Source organism: Rhizobium tibeticum (genome assembly GCF_900110205.1).
Lineage (GTDB): Bacteria > Pseudomonadota > Alphaproteobacteria > Rhizobiales > Rhizobiaceae > Rhizobium > Rhizobium tibeticum.
Genome location: NZ_FOCV01000026.1, coordinates 1 through 20,591, shown reverse-complemented (window position 1 = coordinate 20,591; position 20,591 = coordinate 1). Strand labels below are relative to the sequence as shown.

The following is a 20,591-nucleotide window of genomic DNA, read 5'->3' as shown; positions in this document are numbered from 1 at the left end:
TTCCATGCGTCCCGCGGCAATTCTGACGGCTATTGCAGGGATCGGAACTGTTGCCGGCCTCATAGCGGCGGGCGGAGAGCGGCTTGGCTCGGCCATTGATCCGGAGGAGACTGCAGCTCCGACGGATTTGCATGTGCCGCCTCCCGCCGCCGCAGCGCGACCAACGACAAATCCCGAAGCCAGCATGAATGCGCGGCACGTCGACGACGTCAGCCAGTTTTACCCAGCCGTCGTCGACGGCAAGCCACTGGAGCGCATTGCGGCAGCAGAGCCGGAGCAACCGGCAAGAATTGCCGAAGACAAGGACGTGAACCTCGTTCGCCCCGTCGCCGAAAGTGCGGGCGTGTTGGCGTTTGGCGAACGCCGCCTGCAGCTTGCCGGCATCAATCCTACGCCAGCAGACAAGATATGCACCGACAGCAAAGGCCGGGAATGGCCATGCGGAATGCTGGCGAAGACCAATGTGCGGCTGTTTCTGCGCCTCAGAACCGTCCGCTGCGATCTCGACAGCAGTGAGTGGACCGGCACGGTTACCGCCGCCTGCAGGATCGGCACGCAGGACATTTCGCAGTGGCTCGTCGAAAACGGCTGGGCCGAGGCTGAAAAGGGATCTGCGCTTGCCGAAGTCGGCGAGAAGGCAAGGCAGACAGGCAAAGGCCTTTATGGTGACGACCCTCGCAGCGCCACAGAAACCAGCATCCCCGAGAATCTGCCTTCCGATCTACCGCTTGACGGCTTGTAATGTCGCTGGCCAGTTCCTAGACTCTGAGCTCGTTTAAGAGGGATCATCGAGATATGAACAAGCCGCTTTCCGCCCACGACGCATTGATCTACGTGATGGTGATGGCATCCGCCGTCGACAGCACGATGAACGATCGCGAGATGGAGCGCATCGGCCAACTGATCGGCTTCCTGCCGGTCTTCCATGATTTCGACGACGAGAAGCTGATTTCTGTTGCGCGTGACTGCGCAGCATTGCTGGCCGGTCCCGAGGGTCTCGACATCGTGCTTGAAACCGTCAAGGACACGCTGCCTTCGCGCCTCTACGACACAGCCTACGCCCTAGCTGTCGAAGTTGCCTCGGCCGATCTCTCGGTCAAGGCGGAAGAGTTGCGCCTGCTCAGCCTGCTGCGCGACCGCCTCGGCCTCGACAAGCTGACCTGCGCCGCCATCGAGCGCAGCGCGATCGCCCGCTTTCGCAAGGGCTAACGCATGTCTCCCGAAAGTGGGAACCGGTTTCGAGATAAAGAACTGCACAAAAACAAAACTAAGCGCGGCGAATCTGAAAGATCGCGGCGCGCTTTAGTACAAGCCGTAAGGGAAATAGCGCAGGTAGATTTCCTGCAGGCGGCCACTGCGCGACAGCGCTGCCAGCGCATGGTCGAGCGCTGCCGTCAGAACATCGTCCTTCTGACGCAGCATAATCGTCATGCCTTCGCCCAGAAACTGCTCGGAGAGATAGGGCCCGTCGAATAGCGCGCAGCATTTCGCCGAAGCCTGTGACGAAACCCAGAACGAAAGCTGGAGGGAATCCGCGAAGGCAGCCTCCACCTTGCCCTCTCTCAATGCCACCAAAAGGGCATCCTTGCTGTCGAAGGGTACGAGCTTCACCGTCGGGAAATAGGCGGACAGCATGGCCTCGTGCGCCGTCTTGTTGACGACGCCCACCGAATGGTCGGCCAGAACACTGGCATCTTCACCCTTGATGGGAGCCTTCAAGTTTCGAACAAAGCGGGCGGGCAGCATCAGATACGGGCGAGAAAAGGCGAATTGCCGCCGTAACTCCTCGCTGACGGCAATGCCGGCGATGACGGCATCGCCTTGCGATGCTGCCAACGCAGCATTCAGGTCAACGAATGGCAGTGCCTGGATCTGGCATTTGCTAGCAATCTCTAGTTCATTGCAGATCTCGCGGGCGAGATCGATGTTGAAGCCGGCAAGCTTGCCGTTCTGATCCGTAAAGTTGAACGGCGGAAAATCGATCGTCGTCAGGAACCGCAGGCGCACGAGCGACGAAAGGTCCGGCTTTGCAAGGCGCTCCCTGGAATCGAAAAGCAGCGGCAAGCTCGGCGCCGCCTGCTGGGCGAACAGCGAGAGCGGGCAAAAACATACAACCAGACATAGCCAAAAGCTGCATAGCCCCTTAAGATTCAGGGATGCTAGTTTAAATTGCACCATTGTGATCCGCCTCGGGGAAGCATGCACTGCCATTCTGGAAACGGTGTATCAGAATCATGCGTCTCGGGGAATATGCGCCGGGCGGGATCGACGACCGCGCGCTCTTTGGATGATCGTACAATTCGCCATGACGCGCCGACGCCACCGGCGCGCGTGGCGACCGATTCTTACCAGCAGGAAGCAGAGGTTCTGCTGCAACTCGGGATCGGCAAGCCGACAATCGCCCGGCGGCTCAGCTCGTCAAGGCGCTTGGTCGGCCGAACTGGCAAGCTTCGAGGCTCGATATCAAGCTGGTGTGCGAGGCGGACGATCATGCGACGATCGCGGCTGAGGTCTAAGCGCTTGGCCGCAATTCGAGATCGTCGAGGTGCCGCCTGCCCATCCGCGTACGAAACCCAAAGCGTTGAACTATGCGCTGGCCGGCGCCGGCAGCCTCCTGATGCTCCAGCCTACTCGCTGACCCATCCTTGGCTGATCATGCTTCTGGTCACCATCGCCGGCTACCTGGCGCTCGGCTTCCAACCGCCGACAACAGCGAGGCGCGCTCGTCCTGCTTGATCTTACCAACATGGGGGCAGGCTACGGGCTCTTTCTGCTGCTCGGCAGGGTGGTGATGCTGCGAGACGAAAGGCGCAGCGTCGGCTAGCGATGGATCTATGTCCCGCTCTATTGGCTGATGATTTCGGTCGCGGTATGGCGCGCGCTTTTCGAGCTGCCGAGAAGACCCTTCTTCTGGGACAGGACGCCTCATGCGCCCGTCACCACGCCTGAGAGGTTGCGTCGCACTTAGCGCCGCTCAGCACTAGGCGGCACCGTCCAAATTTTTCCTGGGACAGGCAGTAAGCGTTAGGGGCGCATTAAACAATGTCCCATTCTATTCGCCGGGACGACGCCGGCTCGCGGGCCGAACGCATGATGCGCATGTCGAGCCTTCAAGGCATCCCACCATGCCGTATCATGCGTCATGCCCTGCCTCTTAAAATGCTTTTATCGCCGGCCCGCCATTGGCCGGATGAAGCGACTGGATATATCCATGCTGAAGAATTTCAAAATCCCAACGAAGATCATATCTGTCGTCGCGCTTCTCGGAGCGATCGCCCTCGGCGGCCTCGTTTATGTCATCAAGGAATTTCGCGGTGCCGACGCCGCCTACAGTGCCTTTATCGACGACGAGGCGATGGCTGCCATGCAAGCATCGCGCGCCAGCGCTTCGGCAATCGCCGCCGTGCTTCAGGTGACGCTGATCGCCGGCCTCAAGCCGGACACGCCCGCTTTCAATACGGCGCTCGCAACGCCAAGCAAGATGCCTCAGGCGCGCGAACGTCTCGAACAGGCCGCCGCCCTTGTTCCAAGCCGCAAGCAGGCAATCGACGACATTCTTGTCGGCATTGGCGAGATGGAAGCGCTTTCCAGCAAGGTCGTCGACCTCGCCAAGGCAAAGGACAGCGCTGGCGCGCAGCTTGCGGCCAGCATGCTGAACGCCAAGCTTAACGCGGTCACGCCGAAAATGATCGCCAACAACGACGCGCTGATGGCGTTGCTGAACGACGGCGGCGATGCGCTTTCCTCCACGGTCAACCAGCGCATAACCTTCTGTTTCGCGCTGATCGGCCTTGCTGTGTTGGGCGCGCTCGGCCTTAGCGTATGGGTCGCTCAAGCGGGGATCACTGCCCCCATGGCCCGTCTGCGTGATCGGATGACACAGCTCGCGCGGGGCGATACGCAGAGCGCCATCGACGGCCTTGATCGTCGCGACGAAATCGGCCAAATGGCCGGCGCCGTTGCCGTCTTCCGCGACAACGCCGTCGAGCGCCTCCGGCTCGAGAGCGAGGCCGAGAGGAACCGCAATCTCAGTGACAGCGAACGCCGCGAGCGCGAGGCGCAGCGCGCGACCGACGCCGCAGACCTCTCACGCGCGGTTGGCGCGCTTGGCGACGGCTTGCGCCGACTGGCCGACGGGGACCTCGCATCACGGATCGACACAGCTTTTGTTGGCGATCTTGACACGCTGCGGCAAGATTTCAACAACTCGGTCCTGCGGCTGAACGACACCATGCAGACGGTCGGCGCCAACGCCCGCTCCATCACTGCAGGCGCAAGCGAGATCCGCGCCGCCGCAGACGAGCTTTCAAAGCGCACGGAGCAGCAGGCAGCCTCCGTCGAGGAGACGGCAGCCGCACTTGAGGAGATCACCACCACGGTGAAGGATGCTGCCAGACGCGCCGATGAAGCACGCGGCCTCGTTGCCCGCATGCGGGCGGGTGCCGAAAAGTCCGGCCAGGTCGTGCGCAAGGCAGTCAACGCCATGCAGCAGATCGAGCAGTCCTCGACGGAGATCGGCAACATCATCGGCGTCATCGACGACATCGCCTTCCAGACGAACCTTCTCGCACTCAACGCAGGCGTCGAGGCCGCCCGCGCCGGTGAGGCCGGCAAGGGCTTTGCCGTCGTTGCCCAGGAAGTGCGCGAACTCGCGCAGCGCTCGGCCAACGCCGCCAGGGAGATCAAGTCGCTGATCACCGCGTCAGGCGGCCATGTGCAGACGGGCGTGTCGCTTGTCGGCGAAACCGGCAAGGCGCTAGATGCCATCGTTCATGAAGTCCAGGAGATCAACCAGCACGTCGACGCGATCGCGGAAGCCGCCCGCGAGCAATCGACCGGCTTGCACGAGATCAACACGGCCGTGAACACGCTGGACCAGGGAACACAGAAGAATGCGGCTATGGTGGAAGAAAGCACCGCCGCGAGCCACAAACTCGCGACGGAAGCGGCGGCACTGAACAATCTGCTCGACCAGTTCAAGCTCACCGGCACCGGCGGGTTCAGCGCGACCGTCGCCGGCGTTCCACTCCAGAGCACTCCGATCCATTCCGCCCCACGCCCGGTCGTGCCGCCGATCGCAGCCAGAAAGGCGCCCGTCCGCATCGCCACGTCAGGCATCACACGCCCCTCCAACTCGCCGGCTCGGGCGCTCGGGCAGAAGCTTGCAAGCGCCTTCAGTGCTGGTAGCGCTCCTTCCAGCACGCGCGACGACGCCGACTGGACGGAATTCTGATCCAACCAAACGACACAAAAGACGAAGGGCGGCTCATTGCCGCCCTTTTTCAATTATCGTCTTCTGACTTCAGCCAGCAAGCCATGGCTCCGCTGCTACGCGCAAGCTCGCGCCGGGAGGCGACACAAAAAGAGAACTCAGGCAAACCCGAGCGGAATCTGTTCTACCTTGCGACCGCGACCATAATCGCGCTCATAGGAAGTACGATCGTCATCGCGCGCCGACGCAAGAGGCACTTCCGGCGTATGGTAGCCATCCGCATAGGTGCCGGTATCGCCATTGTCCCGGATTTCGCGCTTTGCCGTGAAAATCTTCAAAAGCATGCTGCCACTCCTCCTGATCATGCCGACAACGACCAAGGGGTCGTCTGCGTTCCCGTGATATCGGAGAATAGTTAAAAATTAACTATGTTTATTAGAGGATTGTCAACTATCGAAATTTTCTGCGAGCCGACCTCTTAAGGGCATCCTTTCGCGGTGTTGCAAGGCGATCAAAGTAGGCTGGCTACGTGGTCGTTGCATTTCCCTGGCAAGGGGATAAATCAGCGGGAACCCAAAGCTGGGAAGCCGGTGCCGCGCGTGGAATCGGCAACTTTTTTTCGATTAATGGTTCTATCGTGGTGTCTTGCCGATGAATGCCAGAGTTGTGGTGATGTTTCCGGTCTACAACGGCGCAATGACCCTGCGAGAGAGCTTGCAGTCAATCGCGGGTCAGGACTTCGGCGATTTCCAGGCCATTATCCTCAATAACTGCTCAACAGATGAGACATTGCAGGTGGCGCAGCGCTTCTGCGAGGAAGATGCCCGCTTTTCCGTCATATCAAACGAAACCCATCTGAGTGCCGAGGCGAACTTCGCCAAGGCCGTGAAGCTCGGCGCTGAGGCGGCAAACTATTTTTGCCTTCGGGCAGCCGACGATCTTTCATCTCGAGATTTCTTGGGAAAGCTGGTCGAGGCGCTCGATGCCGACGACGCAAAGTTGCTTGCCGCCTGCTCGACAAAGAGCTTCAATGCCCAAGGCTTCAAGCTCAAGAAACCGGCAGCCAACATATTCAACTTTCAGGAGTCGTATGCAAAAGGTCGCGTACCACGCAACCTGACATTTCCGTCCGAGTGGATCTACGGCATGTTCAGATCGCGGTCGGTCGATATATTGATGGCGCGCTGGTACGAACTGGGCAATCCTTGGGGCTTCGCCTCTTATGTCCTCTCGGAATTTGTCGTTCGCGATCTGGTCGCCTATGTTCCCGGCCCCACCTTGGACTTCAGGGAAGGATCGGGTTCCGAGCAAAGGTATGGGGCGAAGGGGTTTCGTGATAAGCTCTCCCAACGACTGACATACACCCTTGGCTGCTACCGCCTGGTCGACAAACTGCCACCGACGGGTCTTTTGACGAAAGCGAAGTTTTTCAGGATGTGTTGGAACGATGCACGCCGGAAAACGCGCTATAAGCTGCTTTGGATATTCTAGGAGTCCTGTGTCCCGCTCATGAACTACCCATTTCCCTCCGGCGCGCCCGATCTTGCGCGCTCTTTCCTCGATCGCCTCCAGACGGGCTATGACACATTTCGGGTAACACGCCGCGAGAGGCGCAGTCGAGTTGATGTAACCATCCAGCCAGTTCGCGAGATCAGGCCCCTCACGTCAGCAGATGTGCCCCTTGTCTTTGTCACCCATAACGACGCTGTTCTTTTAAACGCATTCATTCAGCACTATCGCCAGCTGGGCGTGACGCGGTTCATCTGCGTTGACGACGTTTCGACTGACGGTACAAGGGAGGCTCTCCTAAATGAGCCGGACGTTGACGCTTGGACCTCGCCCGTGAGATTTGGCGAAGCACGGCGGGGCCGAAATTGGAGGGAAAACCTGTTCTCCAGGTATGGTCTCGATCGATGGTATCTGAATGTCGATTCCGATGAATTCCTTGTCTACGATGATTGCTTCAGCCAACCGTTGCCATCACTTATCCGCACGCTTGAAGCTCAAAACCTCAAGCGAATGGCGGCGCCTATGCTGGATATGTATCCCAAGCTGAGCGAAGTCGGCGCGCGCCCATTTTCTGTCGACAAGCCGTGGCAGTTCTCGCGTTATTTTGATGGTGACAGTTATGTGTCAACGATCAAGAAGCGAGGCGTCAGTGTCAGGGGCGGGCCGCGGGGCAGAAAATTCGGAGAGGGCAACGAGCTTATCAAGTACCCGTTGATCTACTGGGACAGAACATGCCTTTTCGGAAGCAGCCTCCACCAGCCGTTGCCCTATAGCCGCAATTTCCCGTCTGTCTGGGGCGCCATCCTGCACTTCAAATTCTTTGCCAATTACAAGGCCAAGATAACCGAAGCAGCTGAGGGCAAGCAGCACTATAATTCTTCCGAGCACTACCAGAAGATGATGGATGTGCTTCATCGCGAAGGGGAAATCGACTTCAGCTACGGTCAGTCGATTCGCTATGACGGGCCGCAGCAACTGATCGATCGCGGCTTCATGACCAAGATCAACTTCCTATCGTGAAGCTGGCATGACGCGGAAAGCCCGGAGGGTTGGCTCCGGGCTCGTCGTGGTCAATGCCAAGTCTGATTGCCGTACCAATCGTCGATGTCTTGCCGCGCGCGATCGCGGGCGATACCGTAGCGTTCCTGGATTTTGCCTTCCAACTGGTCGCGCCTGCCGGCAATCTGATCAAGGTCGTCATCAGTGAGTTTGCCCCACTGCTCCTTGATCTTGCCCTTCATCTGCTTCCAGTTTCCTTCGACGCGGTTCCAATCCATAGCGCTTTCTCCTTGCTTGTTGGACTGAAGATTAAACGGCCGCGGCATAAGAGTGTTCCGCCGCTTCGCTCCGTCAGGTAGCGATCAGGATCTTTTTGCTTTCTGCGTTGTCGGCGATGCGCCCTGTGGCATTCGTGGAGCGGGAAGCGAACGCTCGTATTCAGCTTGGGAAGCTCGACCTGTTCCCGTCATTTCAAAGGCTTAACTGTAAAACAGGGCTATTTCTGTCGGAGATTGTCGAATAATATCAGTGGGGGTGTAAAACGAGGGGGTTGCAGAAGCCAAGAACGCCGGTCCGAAAGAAACGCTGGGTGGTCTATGCGAAGGCGCCGTTCGCGGGTCCTGAGGCCGTTCTTGCCTATCTGTCGCGCTATACCCACCGGGTCGCAATCTCGAACCGCCGCCTGATCACCTTCGACGAAACTGGCGTCACCTTCCGCTATAAGGACTTCCGCCGCGACGGCTGCGACCGGCAGCAGATCATGACGCTCGCGGTCGATGAGTTCATCCGCCGCTTCCTGCTCCATGTCTTGCCGCGCGGCTTCCACCGCATCCGGCATTACGGCCTGCTCGCCGGCTCAGCCCGCAAGACCAGCCTCGCGCTCGCGCGCGAACTCCTGCACGTCGCCGCACCGGTCGATGACGGCACACCAGGCGAACAGGATGACTTCCGCCCGCCATGCCCCTGCTGCGGCGGACGAATGATCGTCATCGAGGTGTTTGAACGCTGGAGGCAGCCGCGCGGGCCGCCGGATGCGCCGGCGACGAACCGGGAGACGGCTTCATGACCCGGCATGGCATGGTCAAGACTTCAGCCGCAGGCATCACGCCTCCGGCAACCGACCCACATGCGTCCGTGGTGATCATCGCCGCCGACAGGGTCGTGACGAAAGTAGTGACAGGCCAGAAGAACCACGCATACGTACAACGAAGCGGCCTGTCAGTGTCCATAATCCCGCTCACTGGCTGCCATCGTGCGATCGCGAATATGAGCCGCAGATTGAAATCTCCATAGCCTTCAACTGTGGCCCGCGGGTTCCTTCCTCGGGGACTTTCGTACGCCTGCCGACGCCCGAAACTCTTCACGACAGCTGTCCTTCAGCGTTTTCGCTTCCTTATTCGACAACTTCATCAGCTCGCTCGATCATGGCTTTTGGAACGACGAGTCCTAGTGCAGTCGCAGCCCCCTTATTGATCGCCAGGGCGTACTGTGCCGCGTACTGAACGGGCAGATCGCCGGGCCTTGCTCCCCGCACGATTTTGTCGATGTACACGGCGGACATGCGCCATTGGGTGCCGAGATCCTGCCCGTAGCTGACCAGCCCGCCGCTCCTGACCATTTCGGCGATGCCGTATATGGCTGGCACCCGGTGCTTCGCCATCGCTTCCACCACCGCTTTGCGGTTCGCAAAGGGAAACGTGTGGGGCACCACAATCATGCCGGCGCGGGTATCTCCTGCAACGTCGGCAGCGGCACGTTCGATATCGTTCACGGTATCGACGTGGACCTCGCCGATTTCCGCGCTCTGAGACGCGACGGCCTTCCACCCGGCGAGCGCGGCAGGCGAGACCGAGGCCGGATTGGAGAAGATTGCCAGACGAGTGACGCCTGGGGCGATCTCCTTGAGGTGGGACACCCATTTGGCCGCGATATCTGCCTGAAATCCAGCAATTCCTGTCAGATTCCGGCCTGGGTGATCCAAGCTGGCGACGAGGCCCGCCGCGACCGGATCGAAGGTGCCGACAAAGACGATCGGTGTGGTCGTCATCACCTGCGCAAGGGCGGTCGCCGCGGCCGTCGAAGCGGTGACCACCACATCGATCGGAAGCGCGGCTAGCTCGCTGCCGAGACGCCGGAACGCCGCGACCGTCCCATCTGCCTGACGGACTTCGAGGGAAAAGGCACCCTTGTCGAACCAGCCAACGTCCCGCAGACCATCCCGCAACGATGCCAGGAATTGATCATTGCCGGGCACAGGTAGAAGCACTCCAATCCGTGCAGGGAGGTGAGGCTGCATTGTGTCCTCCGTGATGCGACGCCTGTGGGCAACAATCTTCCGAGTTCAGGGTCTGCATTGCAAGCAGCCGACGGAGCGGTCTGATCCCGCCGACAGCAGCTTTCGGCCTTTTTCGTTGTTAATGTGCGACTTGGGAAGCTACGGACATCAATTCCGCGGAATTCGGTGCCTTGAATGTTTGGAGCCCAGCCTCCAGAACTTCAGTGAAGCTCCAGCGTACGATGCCCTCCCGATCGATTAGGAACTGACCGACAAGCTGCCCCTGGTCGGCAGTCATCATCTGCTGATCGGCTTCCGTAATCTGATATCCTTCCTTCTTGTTGAGAAATTCGTCCATTGCCATCACGCCCATAGGCTCGGGCAACTCGCCGGGAAGATCGATCCGTATCGCCATGACCGTGTCGATCCCGACCTCGCGTAAGCCGAAGGCTTGGTGCGAAGCCCGTACCGGGTCGGAAGCAGCAAGAAGATCGGGTATCGGATGGTAACGGAAATAGAGCCGCGCGCGTTCGACCGGTGTGTTTACCACCGCCAGGGATTGGACGCCTTTCTCACGCAGCATCGGGTTGAGATGTGCCATGGCCGCGACATGGCGCCGGCAGAACGGACAATGTAGGCCTCGAAACAAACCGATCAACAATGGGCTGCGGCCACGAAAATCATCAAGTGCGATCTTCCCCTCGCGCGAGATCGCATCAAACACAACGTTCGGGGCCCGGTCGCCCGGTTGTAGCGGATGGTCGACATAGCGCGTGGACATGGACAACCTCCTCGCTCAGGGATCAGTCGAGAAAAGGCGCCACGGCATGTGCTTCGAGGTCGAGATTGAGCGTTGCAAGGCCTGACCTCTCGTCTTACCGCACCGCCAGGATCCGATCTGAGAATGGCCTCAAATTGGCCCGCGGACAAGCGGTAAACAGCGAATCGTGATCCATGCCATGGGAAGACACGGCGGCGAGGCCGAATGGACTTCCAGACACGCGTCATTCCCCTGTTTAGCGTCTGAAACTTGTGCGACCCGCTTCTTCATGACTTTCCTTTCGTGATCTGATGAAAGGAGGCTAGACCATGGGCACTTCGTTGCTTAGCTGCTATTGGACAGCGCAACCCACACTACTCTCGGGTTCCAGGCTCCCCACGGTAGGCCGGCCCGTGTGACTCTTTGAACGCATTTCATCCAGAGCCGAGGCCCCGAAACCAAACAAAACAATACGGTTAGCGCGCGGCTGGACACTTGATCTTGCCACGTAATCATTATGTTTTTTGAAAAAGCGTCCAGTCCATCTTGCCCCCTTGCAAGCCTCCTAAGCCGCTTTCGATTTCCGCGTCATGCCAACACCCCAAATGAAGTTTACGGTTTAGCAACGCGATCAGATGCAAGGCCCGTGACGCATCGGCAGCATCGATATTCGCTCGCCGAACGAGTTCACCAGCAATCTTTTCCGCTTCGAAGATTGTGACAGCGAGCAAGCTACCCGGCTTGATCATAAATTCGGACTTGCCGATTTGCGCGTCAACGTTTTCGACTTCCTGCATCTCGGTGATGCCTATGGCAAGCCCTAGAACCGATATGCGGAGAAATTCCGAACGGTTCGTGACGCCGCCGGCGTTCCCAAGAATGTCTGGTCAACGGATATCCGCGCAGGCGCTGTATCCGAGACCGTCGAGGCGACCGGATCGCTCGAAATGGCGAGTAATCTTACCCCCATTCGACGGTCAAGATGACGAAGAAGTATAGCCGAGGCGAAGCGAGCCGCAAGATTGCTGAGGCCCGCGCCGAATCTCGCAAGTGAAACGGCAGTCAAACGAGTGTAACGCCGCGATACTTAAGTTATTGGAGTTGCTGGAGCGGGTGAAGGGAATCGAACCCTCGTATTCAGCTTGGGAAGCTCGATCTTTTACTGGAATTGCAATAACTTATCTGTAAAACAGCGGTTTTTCTGTGGGAAATTGTCGAATAAGATCAATGGGGGTGTAAAACACTGGACGTTTCAACGCACTCCCAAGCTCCTGTTGAATCGCACCAAATCGTGCTGTCCGCAGGCGGGCAGTTCCAAGCATCATTAGACCGCTTTGCCAATACCGGACCTGGGCTCGCCTGCGATGGATGACCGAATTGGGGCACGTTAGGCAACCGGCAGGTTTCACGTGGCGAGCAGCAAATAGCTGCCCTTCGTTGATGTGAACCGGCCGGACCTTCCGCGCCAGATGACCAAATGCGGCTCGTCAGCTTTCCGCTGGAACGACTGGTGAGGGGATGTCAGTTCGACTAGTGGAAGCACGCTGCTGGTTTAAGCGAAACAGGCGAGCCAGGATCTCTTCATCGGTCAGCCCCGCGCGCCAGTCGTCACCCCAACCATAGGCATCGGCCACCGCGGCATCGAGCGCCGCATGGGCATTGGCCAGCCATCGCGGCCGGACATTGTAGAGATTGGTGAGCGTGCGCTTCCTGAGCTCCTTCGCTGCATCCTCGTCCTTCGACAGGATGCGGTCGGGATAGCCGGGCACGACTTCGGGCTCGCGCACCACCAAATCGGCGGGATTGAGCCAATTCTCGCGCAGTTCGTTGAGCCTCGCCGCCGCAGCGGCGATCGCCTGCGCGCGTGGATCCGCGGCATAATCGGAAGCGGGGATGGCGGGCGTCAGGCCTTCGGGGAAAGGGAAGGTCTCGAAAGTGGTCGAGGGCGTATAGCGCGGATCGTTGCCCACTCCGAGGAACGTGCCCATGCGCAGCGACCACAGTTCGTGGAAGCGCGAGTGGAGGATCCCGAAGCTGGTATCGTCGTCGCGGGCTACGATGACCACGGCGGAATCGGGAACAACCGTGGGCCCAGCCCAAACAAAAAGTCGGTGCTTAGCCACCCTTGGGGTAAAGATTGCCCGACTTCGGCCTGCTATCGTTCGCTTGATGCCGGGTACCGTTTCGCCGTGCTGCCACCAGAGCAACCGCCGCCTATCTCTACGGTTTTCATCTCTTAACGGCTTTACCGTTGCAAGAATGTGCTCGAACGGCGCCTCATACATGGCCGACTCAGCCTCAGTTGCCGAACCAAAATCAACGATCCATCGGTCGGACGTACGCCGAGTAATGTCCATGCCGTTCAATAACGGTCGAACTACGTCGCCGTTAGATCGTCCATTCGGGTTCACTGGCATCTGCAGCCACCTTCGAGCGAGATCACCTTCAACGTCAAATGGTCCAACTTTCACCGGACCTTGGAACGCGACGTTGCGATTTTGCGGAAGGCGGTCAGCTGACGTGAGATCGGTTCCGCCACTCTGTCCCGTCAGGTCGGCATGAACCTTATTGACCTGCTTCCCGTTGAGCGCAGCTGTTCCTTCACCTTGCTGGGTGAAGCATACGAGCGACACGCGCACCGACGCACCGTCGACGGTCCACTCTTCGTCGCTCCATGCGTCGAAGATGCGGCCATGCTCGACGACCGGCTTGAGCACTTCTCGATTTGCACCGCCTCTAATGCTGTTGGTAGTGACTAGCCCCGCGCGTTGTAGCCGCCCGCTACCCATCATAGCCCAAGCCTTAGCGAACCAGTAGCAGACGAGATCAACCCCGCCGGACACCTCCGGCCACGCCTTTCGCAGCGCGCGGGTATAGTCCTCGCCCAGCTCGGCGATCATCTTCTTATTGCCCAGGAAGGGTGGATTGCCGATCACCACGTCCGCTTCGGGCCATTCCGTCTTTGCGCCATCGTCGCTCAGCACCGCGTCTCGGCACTCGATCGTGTCCAACGGCCGCAGGATCGGGTTCTTTGCCGCATCGAAGCCGTTTCGGCGCATCCACTGGATTTCACCGATCCATACCGAGACCCGTGCCAGCTCGGCGGCATAGGGATTTAGCTCGATCCCTAGGACGCATTCGGGGCCAACCCGCGGGAAGCCGCGCGGCAGTCCGAGCGCCTCGGCGTCGAGGTTTGCGCGATGCTCGATGTCCTTGAGCGCACGCAGCGCAACATAAAGAAAGTTGCCCGATCCGCAGGCGGGATCGAGCACGCGGAAGTTCGCCAGCCGCTCTACGAAGGTCTCGTGGATCGCGGTCGCCTCGGCAAGCGCGCGCGTGCGTTTGCCGAGCTCGGCACCGCGCAGCAGCTTCTCCTTTGTCTGCCGTGGCGCGTTGTCCACCAGCGCGGCCATGCGCGCCAGCGCTTCGGCCCATTCAGCTTCCAGCTGTTCGATGATCACCGGCCGCACGATCATCATGATCTTGTCGCGATCGGTGTAGTGCGCGCCCAACTGACTGCGCTTGGCGGGATCAAGCCCGCGCTCGAACAGCGTGCCGAGGATCGACGGGTCGATCTGCGACCAGTCGCGCCGGGCCGCACGCAGCAGCTGGTCGATGTCGTCCGCGTCCATCGGCAGCACGGCATCGTCCTCGAACAGGCCGCCGTTGAACCATTCGATCGCAGTGAAGCCCACTTTGCCACCCGGGCGCGCCATCGCGCCGAACAGCGTCGCGGCGTTTTGCGAGAACTCGGCCGGATTTCGCCGGCTCACCTCCAGCATCTTCGTGAATAGATTGTCGGGCAACAGCCCAACATCCTCGGCAAACATACAGAACACCAGCCGGTTGACGAAATGCGCCACTTGGTGCGCCTCGTGGCCGCGCTCGCGCAGCCGCTGCGCCAACCCGGCGAACTCCGCGGCGGTCTCCTCGGTCAGCTCCTGCCGCGACTTCTTGGGCCGGAACGCTTCGGGATCGACGAAGGCTGCCTTGATCCGGTCGCGCACCGCGCCGTCAACGAGATCCTCAAGCGCGAACTCGTGTTTTTCCTGAACGCTGTTGGTCCAATTGGTCCGGATGACGATCCGGGCCATGTCGGACACGATCAGCAGCGGCGGGTTCTCCAGCGCCACGGCATATTGCAGCAGCTGGGCATTGGCCTTGTCGAGGTTGGCGTGGCGCCCCTTATATTCCCAGGCGAAACATCCCTTGCGCCAGACATCGGCCCAGCCCTCGCCGCCGCTTGTTTTGGTCGCCCCCTTCTCGAAGGTAAACCATTCCCCGGTTGGGTCGGTTGTGACAGGGTCGAGGATGCCGAGCAACTTGCACAGATCGTTGAAGTGACTCTGCGAGGCTGAGCGTTCCTTCAGTTCGTTGGCGCGCCATTTTGTCAGAAATTCGTGAGGCGTCATGTTATCCAGAGCAAAGTATGGGGCGTGTGATCCCCCGATGATATTCGACATCTTAGTAGCAGATCGGGGGCACGCAGCAATCATCTCGCATGGCATCTATTCTTTCCAGAGAGGCCCGTGAGCGACCGACATGTTTTTGGAAAAGGGCCCAGCCGCTTTAGCCGCTAGAAACTGCGCCCGAGCGTGGCCTTAGCAAGATCCACCCAAGTTATGAAATCTCGACCAGGACCCGTAATAGCGATATTGGATCCTGCCTCCTCGATCAATGCTTGGTTGAAAAGAAACTTTGCCCACTTATCGAAGTCCCACTCAGCCAACTCCGTAAACTTGCTTCGGGCGTTTTCCTCATAAAATGCCATTGCTTCCGAACGCACCATCGGCACGACACTTAGCCTGCGTAGGAAGGTGATCTGCGACTGGAATATAAGGCCCCAAATGAACTCAAATTGTGAGATCACACGTGCTTCAGCTAACCGGCTGACAAGTACAGTCACCCGCTGTTCAAGCGGCAACCCTTCGACCTGCTGCAAAAGCTGATTTCCGACGGTGGTTATAGTCGAAAAGCTATGGACAATCGTCTCTCCGCCTCCAGTGGGCGTCACCGTAGTGGGCGAGATTGTCGTAATCTCAGTGCTAGGCTCTGTTGCCGGCGCATGCGACTGCGCAGGATCAAATTCCGCGCCTGTAGGGCCGGCTTTGCGCAAATCGCGGATCTTCTCACGGATTTGATCTCTGAAAAGAAGCGCAGCCGCCAGAAGCGTCGCTGGCCACGCGACGCCTTTCACAAGGTCGAAAATCGCACGCGCCCACTCCAGCCACGGCGTCTCCTTTAAGAGACGCGCGATTTCCACCACAGTACTACAGTCTTGATACATCGCTGCCCCCCCGAAGCGTACTGGGCGCCACCGTATTTGACCGCATCAAAGATACAAGTGGGACGAGCAAGAAGACTTTGTGCTATCCCAATTCTGAGATGAGTGCCCCACGTCCCGAACGGCGATGTCTTCCAAAAAACCCAACAATGCCGGCACAGGGCAGGACGTTTGTTCGCGCCTGTTCCACTTCTGTCCACCTAAACGGTCCGCCAGAGCAAACAAGGCCACGACAGGCCATCCTTTGAAACAGCCTCTGAGGCTTTCCGGCGGCAAGGGTCTTGCGCAACTTGCATTAGAATCTGAAGTATTGACTATTTTCCGTTTGTAAGGAGAGTGCAGGCGATCAAAGTCCAGCTAAGTCCGTTCATCCAAATGCCATTGATAAGACCGCGCCTTACCGATCACTATGGAATTCTGAGTTCTCAAGCGGAACTTGATTTTGCTATTCCGTTCCTAGACGAGGACGTTCCCTTATATCTTGATCCGTTCCTTTTGTGGCGCTCACCTTCTCATCAAGACAACGCACTTCACACGAGCTTGGTGAATGCTTTCAATCACTTGGGTCATCTCGCCCAGAAGGGAAAGGAGCATGAGGCTATGGCGGCCCTCATCGCCGCCTCAGAATGCGATGAAGTCGGGCTTGGCACATCGGCAACTCGTACCGGCAAGCGTATCGGGCCCGCAAAAGCGAAAGAAATCCTTTCTCTGTTTGAGCAAGTGCCCCGCTACAGTCAGGCAGGCTTTAGACACTTCGAGGAGATCCAGCTTTTTGTTGACGGCATCTCTAAAGACAGAATCAGCGACATCAGCTGCAACTTTTTGAAATCGTTCCTGATCGATTTTACCATCCAACAGTGCCAAAAACTTGGACTTCAGCGCCAATTGGTCGACGTGAAAAACGTCTACAACTACAGAAAGAACCAATTCGAGGTCCAAAAGGTTGAACTGCCGTTAAATCCCATCGATGGTAGCCCCTTAATATTTGTACCGAAGCGTTGGCTACGCTTTGTACCGTGGCTTAACTACGACGACTATTTCCAGAGCTACTGCCCACAAGACAACATAGCTCACAAGGGCGAAGAGCTGACCCGGGTCGAAGTCTTGGAATACAACCGCGACAATTATGGCGCGGTTGACACCTACATTTCCGCAAAAGAACTATCGTTTGAGGACTGCAAAAATGATCCACTTTTTTCACAGATCCCGGTGACCTCCGCCAAGAAGAAGTTCTCAGCAATCCAGAAGCTGCCTACCGGAAAAGATGAAAACGCTGACAGGAAGTACGAGGCACTTGTAGGCCAACTGTTGCCGTCACTGTTCTACCCAAAGCTAGATTTTGCGCAGGAACAAGCACGAACCGACAGCGGCGTCAGTATCCGCGATCTGATCTTCTACAACACTGCCTCGACACCATTTCTTCAGGATATGTTCGCGACGTACGGGTCTCGTCAGATAACGATGGAGCTAAAAAACGTTGCAGCAGTTGAGCGGATTCATGTCGACCAGCTCAACCGATACTTAGCTGAAGAATTGGGCCGGTTTGGTCTCTTCATAACTAGAAATCCACTTAAGAAGGCTGAGATGTCGCGGACGATTGACCTTTGGTCAGGCCAGCGCAAAGCCATTGTAACTATCACTGACGCAGACCTTGCTCAGATGGTGGAACTCTTTGAGAGCAAACAGCGCGATCCGCTAGACGTGATCGTGAAAAAATATAGTGAATTCAGATCGAAGTGCCCGTGAGGAACTATGAAAACGAGAGAAGAAGTAGAACGCCTTGAAAAGCTTATAGTCCAGCTTGAGGGGATGCATAGCGAAATCACCCAGCTCGCAAAGAAATCGCCGAACGATGGGCTGAACTTATTCAAACTTAAGCTGGTGAATAAGGTAATTGCCACAGGAAACGACATCTTGCAGGGGCGCTACAGACCGTTCGATCATTTCGAGCAGTTTGAGGAAGAGGCTTTGCCGAGCAATAGCGACGTCACTATGATTCTCGCGCAATATATGGAGCAGGCAGAACGGTTTAGGTCGGACAACGTGGCCATCCACGCGCATTCTTGGCGTTATCTGGTGGACGGCAAGCCAACCGACATTGATGCGAAGCCACCTACAAAGGTTGGAGGAGTAAAGAAGTGACCGACTTCGACTACGTCACATCCGATGAGGCCGTGGATATCTACGGGTCGACAAGCCAGATATTTGAGGGTGTTCTCAAAGAAGTTCGAGAGCTCTGCCGAAAAAAGCCAGAGGCGACAATGAGCGCCGGCAAGGTCAAGATCGTTAACCGCGTTTTGACGGACATGCTCGGGATTCTCAAAGACGAGCCAACAGGAAAATACCTCGAGCTGCTAGATGATGAGGCGCTACCTCAGCTGAGCGACGCTGTTTTGACGATGGTCCAATTCGAGACCTCGATGGCTGCCTTCCGGCAAAGATATTTTAGGTATCTTCACGGAAAGAATTACTGGATCACCGACGTCTTCGTCGAGGAATGGAACAAGCTAGAAGCCGAAGATGAAAACGAGGAATGACGATGGCGCCCCATGCCGGAGTACGGCAAGCGAACAAAATCATAGTCTTGCGAAATTGTGAGGCACAGCGACAGTTCGCCTGATCATTATGCTTTTCGCGCGCGATGTCTCACGGACCTGGCACGATTTCATAAACACCAGCGTTATCCTGTACCTCTCGAAGGCCTTTATATGAGGCATGCCGTAACTTTCCGTCATGCGTCCAGGCGCGATATTCGATCTCAGCAATAAGCGTTGGCTGAACCCACACGAGGTTTTTGCGCCGACCCCCATACTCGACGGGTGGCGTCTTGCGCTTGATCCTATCGAGCGTCTTCCGGAGATATTCTGCATTGCGCTCGTTGAAGCCAGTCCCGACGGAGCCGACATAGATCCAGTCGTTCCCCTTGCGGGCCGCTAGCAACAGGCTACCGATCCCCGCCCTCGCCGAAAGCGAATGCTCGTAGCCGACGATCATGAAGCTGTCGCTCTGGACGCATTTGACCTTCACCCACTCGCCCAACCTGCCCGATCGATAAGGGCTATCCTTGTATTTCGCGATGACGCCTTCCAACCCGTGCGCGCAGGCGGCGGCGAAGATCTCGCGACCGTCTCCTTCGATATCTTCGGAGAGGCGGATAGAACCCTGCGCATCCTTCAGGAGCGATCGGAGGAAGTATCGACGGGCAGTGAGTTCGAGGCTCCGAATATCGTGACCGTCGAAATACAGAAGATCGAACGCGAACATGATGGAAGCACCGGAGTTGAGCTTTCCGCCGCGACCTCCGAGCGATTGCTGAAGCTGGCCGAAGTTCGGACGGCCCTGCTCGTCAAGCACGACGGCTTCCCCATCAAGGATGGCCGAACCCACTCCGAGGCGTTTGGCGTCAGCCTCGATCGCGGGGAAACGATGCGTCCAATCGTGACCGCCGCGCGTGAGAATGCGGACGTTGCCATTGTTGAGATGGACGGCGATGCGATAGCCGTCCCATTTGATCTCGTAAATCCAATCAGGGCCGATCGGCGGCCTCGGCTTTAAAAGTGCCAAGCAGGGCTCGATGCGGGCGGGCATCGGATCTAGGGGCAGGCGCGGCTGCGACGGATCGCGCGGCTTTCGCGGTCGCGTGCGAAGCGGCCTGTCGTCTGCAACAAGGGGCTTGGAAGGCGGAGACTTTGCCATCAGATAATTACAGCAGGCGAAGCTTAAAAAAGATAATCAATTTGACATGACCGCCACCGAATACCGACCGAAATACAAATGGCGCGAGACCTGGCCGGGGGAAGGTCACCAGGACTTTGCCGCGTGGGATGAGGATTTGCAGTTCGGCCGGATCTTGGAGGATCGTACCAGCCCGAAAAGAGGGCAGTGGATCTGGGCCATCAACCACATACCCTGGCAGCGACTAACCATCTTGCCCCACCACGGATGGGCACCGACGGCACGCGAGGCGTCTCGGATGGTGGAAGGGACCTACGAAAAGGTGAAGCAATTGCACTGCCGGTAGGGGCTTTGCCACCTGCGCGAGCGGGAACGAATAGCAGTTTCGAGCGTTGAGAAATGGCCTTGAGAATTGAAACCCTTCAAGGTCAACTCTCGACTCGGCCCTCGCAACCGCGACAGCGGGGGCTCCTTTTTTGCTGCGGTATGATTGAACTCAACCGTTCGAAGAATCGGGGTCGTAATGAAGAGATACCGGGAAACTCGAACGTGAGCGCGACGAACAGCCCACCGCTTTCGGCGTTGACGGTTTCGCAATAGCACCCTTTGTCAGAACTTCTGCTTTGCCCGCTTCGGCATGAAGTAGGTTCGGATATTGACAAGTGCTTCAGCGACGTCAGCAGCATCCTGGCGGGTTGCTTTGTGTTTTGCGTCGCCGAGCTTGCGGATGGGCGCGATGATATCCCCAGTGACGGCATGACCTTGAAGGACGGGCTGCCAAAGCCTCGGCGCGTAGTGTGTTCCCAGCAGAAAGCAGAGGTCCCAATCGAATGGATCAAAGGCCTGGTCATCGATCCTGGTGAACCTTGGCCGGTGG

18 protein-coding genes and 3 pseudogenes are annotated in these 20,591 nt (G+C 58.0%); 11 read left to right on the top strand and 10 right to left on the bottom strand.

The annotated features are described in order from the left end of the window. Positions 1-4 precede the first annotated feature (4 nt). The gene (locus tag BSG20_RS24335; protein ID WP_072379487.1) at positions 5-742 is read left to right on the top strand and encodes a thermonuclease family protein; all 738 of its coding nucleotides are present in this window, start codon (positions 5-7) and stop codon (positions 740-742) included. Positions 743-795: 53 nt separating this feature from the next. Then, a complete protein-coding gene (locus tag BSG20_RS24330; RefSeq protein WP_024313135.1) occupies positions 796-1,209 on the top strand; it encodes a tellurite resistance TerB family protein in 414 nt (137 codons plus the stop codon). Positions 1,210-1,302: 93 nt separating this feature from the next. On the opposite strand, the gene BSG20_RS24325 is transcribed toward BSG20_RS24330, so the two are convergent. After that, positions 1,303-2,178, bottom strand: coding sequence for a transporter substrate-binding domain-containing protein (locus tag BSG20_RS24325; protein WP_072379489.1), 876 nt, complete (start codon positions 2,176-2,178; stop codon positions 1,303-1,305). 230 nt (positions 2,179-2,408) lie between these two features. Between BSG20_RS24325 and BSG20_RS37710 the strand changes: the two are divergent. Beyond that, positions 2,409-2,596: pseudogene (locus BSG20_RS37710) on the top strand (glycosyl transferase); the annotation flags it as partial. A gap of 615 nt (positions 2,597-3,211) precedes the next feature. Further along, a complete protein-coding gene (locus BSG20_RS24315; protein ID WP_072379493.1) occupies positions 3,212-5,233 on the top strand; it encodes a methyl-accepting chemotaxis protein in 2,022 nt (673 codons plus the stop codon). Positions 5,234-5,370: 137 nt separating this feature from the next. Here the strand turns inward: BSG20_RS24315 and BSG20_RS24310 are convergent, their stop codons facing one another. Next, complete coding sequence (locus BSG20_RS24310; protein ID WP_072379495.1) at positions 5,371-5,556, bottom strand: hypothetical protein; 186 nt, start codon at positions 5,554-5,556, stop codon at positions 5,371-5,373. Positions 5,557-5,863: 307 nt separating this feature from the next. On the opposite strand from BSG20_RS24310, the gene BSG20_RS24305 reads away from it, so the two are divergent. Together BSG20_RS24305 and BSG20_RS24300 are read left to right on the top strand one after the other, a co-directional pair. Beyond that, the gene (locus BSG20_RS24305; RefSeq protein WP_244541407.1) at positions 5,864-6,703 is read left to right on the top strand and encodes a glycosyltransferase family 2 protein; all 840 of its coding nucleotides are present in this window, start codon (positions 5,864-5,866) and stop codon (positions 6,701-6,703) included. Between the two features lie 18 nt (positions 6,704-6,721). Further along, complete coding sequence (locus BSG20_RS24300) at positions 6,722-7,741, top strand: glycosyltransferase family 2 protein (protein ID WP_072379499.1); 1,020 nt, start codon at positions 6,722-6,724, stop codon at positions 7,739-7,741. A gap of 50 nt (positions 7,742-7,791) precedes the next feature. Here the strand turns inward: BSG20_RS24300 and BSG20_RS24295 are convergent, their stop codons facing one another. Beyond that, positions 7,792-7,998, bottom strand: a complete 207-nt coding sequence (locus BSG20_RS24295) for a CsbD family protein (RefSeq protein ID WP_072379501.1) — start codon at positions 7,996-7,998, stop codon at positions 7,792-7,794. A gap of 290 nt (positions 7,999-8,288) precedes the next feature. On the opposite strand from BSG20_RS24295, the pseudogene BSG20_RS24290 reads away from it, so the two are divergent. Continuing rightward, positions 8,289-8,786: pseudogene (locus BSG20_RS24290) on the top strand (IS91 family transposase); the annotation flags it as partial. 327 nt (positions 8,787-9,113) lie between these two features. Here the strand turns inward: BSG20_RS24290 and BSG20_RS24280 are convergent. The 5 genes from BSG20_RS24280 to BSG20_RS24260 all read right to left on the bottom strand — a co-directional run bounded on the left by BSG20_RS24280 (position 9,114) and on the right by BSG20_RS24260 (position 16,042). Beyond that, entirely contained in the window at positions 9,114-9,974 is an 861-nt protein-coding gene (locus tag BSG20_RS24280; protein WP_167371598.1) for an ABC transporter substrate-binding protein, read from the bottom strand. Positions 9,975-10,134: 160 nt separating this feature from the next. Further along, positions 10,135-10,776: a peroxiredoxin-like family protein gene (locus tag BSG20_RS24275; protein WP_072379507.1), complete on the bottom strand. Its 642-nt coding sequence runs from the start codon at positions 10,774-10,776 to the stop codon at positions 10,135-10,137. Between the two features lie 494 nt (positions 10,777-11,270). Continuing rightward, complete coding sequence (locus BSG20_RS24270) at positions 11,271-11,552, bottom strand: hypothetical protein (protein WP_072379509.1); 282 nt, start codon at positions 11,550-11,552, stop codon at positions 11,271-11,273. 690 nt (positions 11,553-12,242) lie between these two features. After that, positions 12,243-15,167 carry a class I SAM-dependent DNA methyltransferase gene (locus BSG20_RS24265; RefSeq protein WP_072379511.1) on the bottom strand — a complete coding sequence of 975 codons (2,925 nt, stop codon included), beginning with the start codon at positions 15,165-15,167 and terminating at the stop codon, positions 12,243-12,245. A 164-nt stretch (positions 15,168-15,331) separates the two neighbouring features. After that, entirely contained in the window at positions 15,332-16,042 is a 711-nt protein-coding gene (locus tag BSG20_RS24260; RefSeq protein WP_072379513.1) for a hypothetical protein, read from the bottom strand. Between the two features lie 333 nt (positions 16,043-16,375). Here BSG20_RS24260 and BSG20_RS37705 point away from each other — a divergent pair, with 333 nt between their 5' ends. Genes BSG20_RS37705 through BSG20_RS24245 form a run of 3 tightly spaced genes read left to right on the top strand, consistent with a single transcriptional unit; the run spans position 16,376 to position 18,576 of the window. Further along, positions 16,376-17,785, top strand: coding sequence for a hypothetical protein (locus tag BSG20_RS37705; protein WP_244541408.1), 1,410 nt, complete (start codon positions 16,376-16,378; stop codon positions 17,783-17,785). Between the two features lie 6 nt (positions 17,786-17,791). Beyond that, positions 17,792-18,181 (top strand): hypothetical protein, encoded by a 390-nt coding sequence (locus BSG20_RS24250; RefSeq protein WP_072379515.1) that lies wholly within the window; start codon positions 17,792-17,794, stop codon positions 18,179-18,181. Beyond that, positions 18,178-18,576: a hypothetical protein gene (locus BSG20_RS24245; protein WP_093041421.1), complete on the top strand. Its 399-nt coding sequence runs from the start codon at positions 18,178-18,180 to the stop codon at positions 18,574-18,576. Before BSG20_RS24250 ends, BSG20_RS24245 begins: the two co-directional genes overlap by 4 nt. A gap of 109 nt (positions 18,577-18,685) precedes the next feature. On the opposite strand, the gene ligD is transcribed toward BSG20_RS24245, so the two are convergent. After that, positions 18,686-19,735, bottom strand: coding sequence for a non-homologous end-joining DNA ligase (ligD, locus tag BSG20_RS24240; RefSeq protein ID WP_072379517.1), 1,050 nt, complete (start codon positions 19,733-19,735; stop codon positions 18,686-18,688). Between the two features lie 46 nt (positions 19,736-19,781). Between ligD and BSG20_RS24235 the strand changes: the two genes are divergently transcribed. After that, positions 19,782-20,060, top strand: coding sequence for a hypothetical protein (locus BSG20_RS24235; protein ID WP_072379519.1), 279 nt, complete (start codon positions 19,782-19,784; stop codon positions 20,058-20,060). A gap of 263 nt (positions 20,061-20,323) precedes the next feature. On the opposite strand, the pseudogene BSG20_RS24230 reads toward BSG20_RS24235, so the two are convergent. After that, a pseudogene (locus tag BSG20_RS24230) lies at positions 20,324-20,591 on the bottom strand (UPF0149 family protein); the annotation flags it as partial.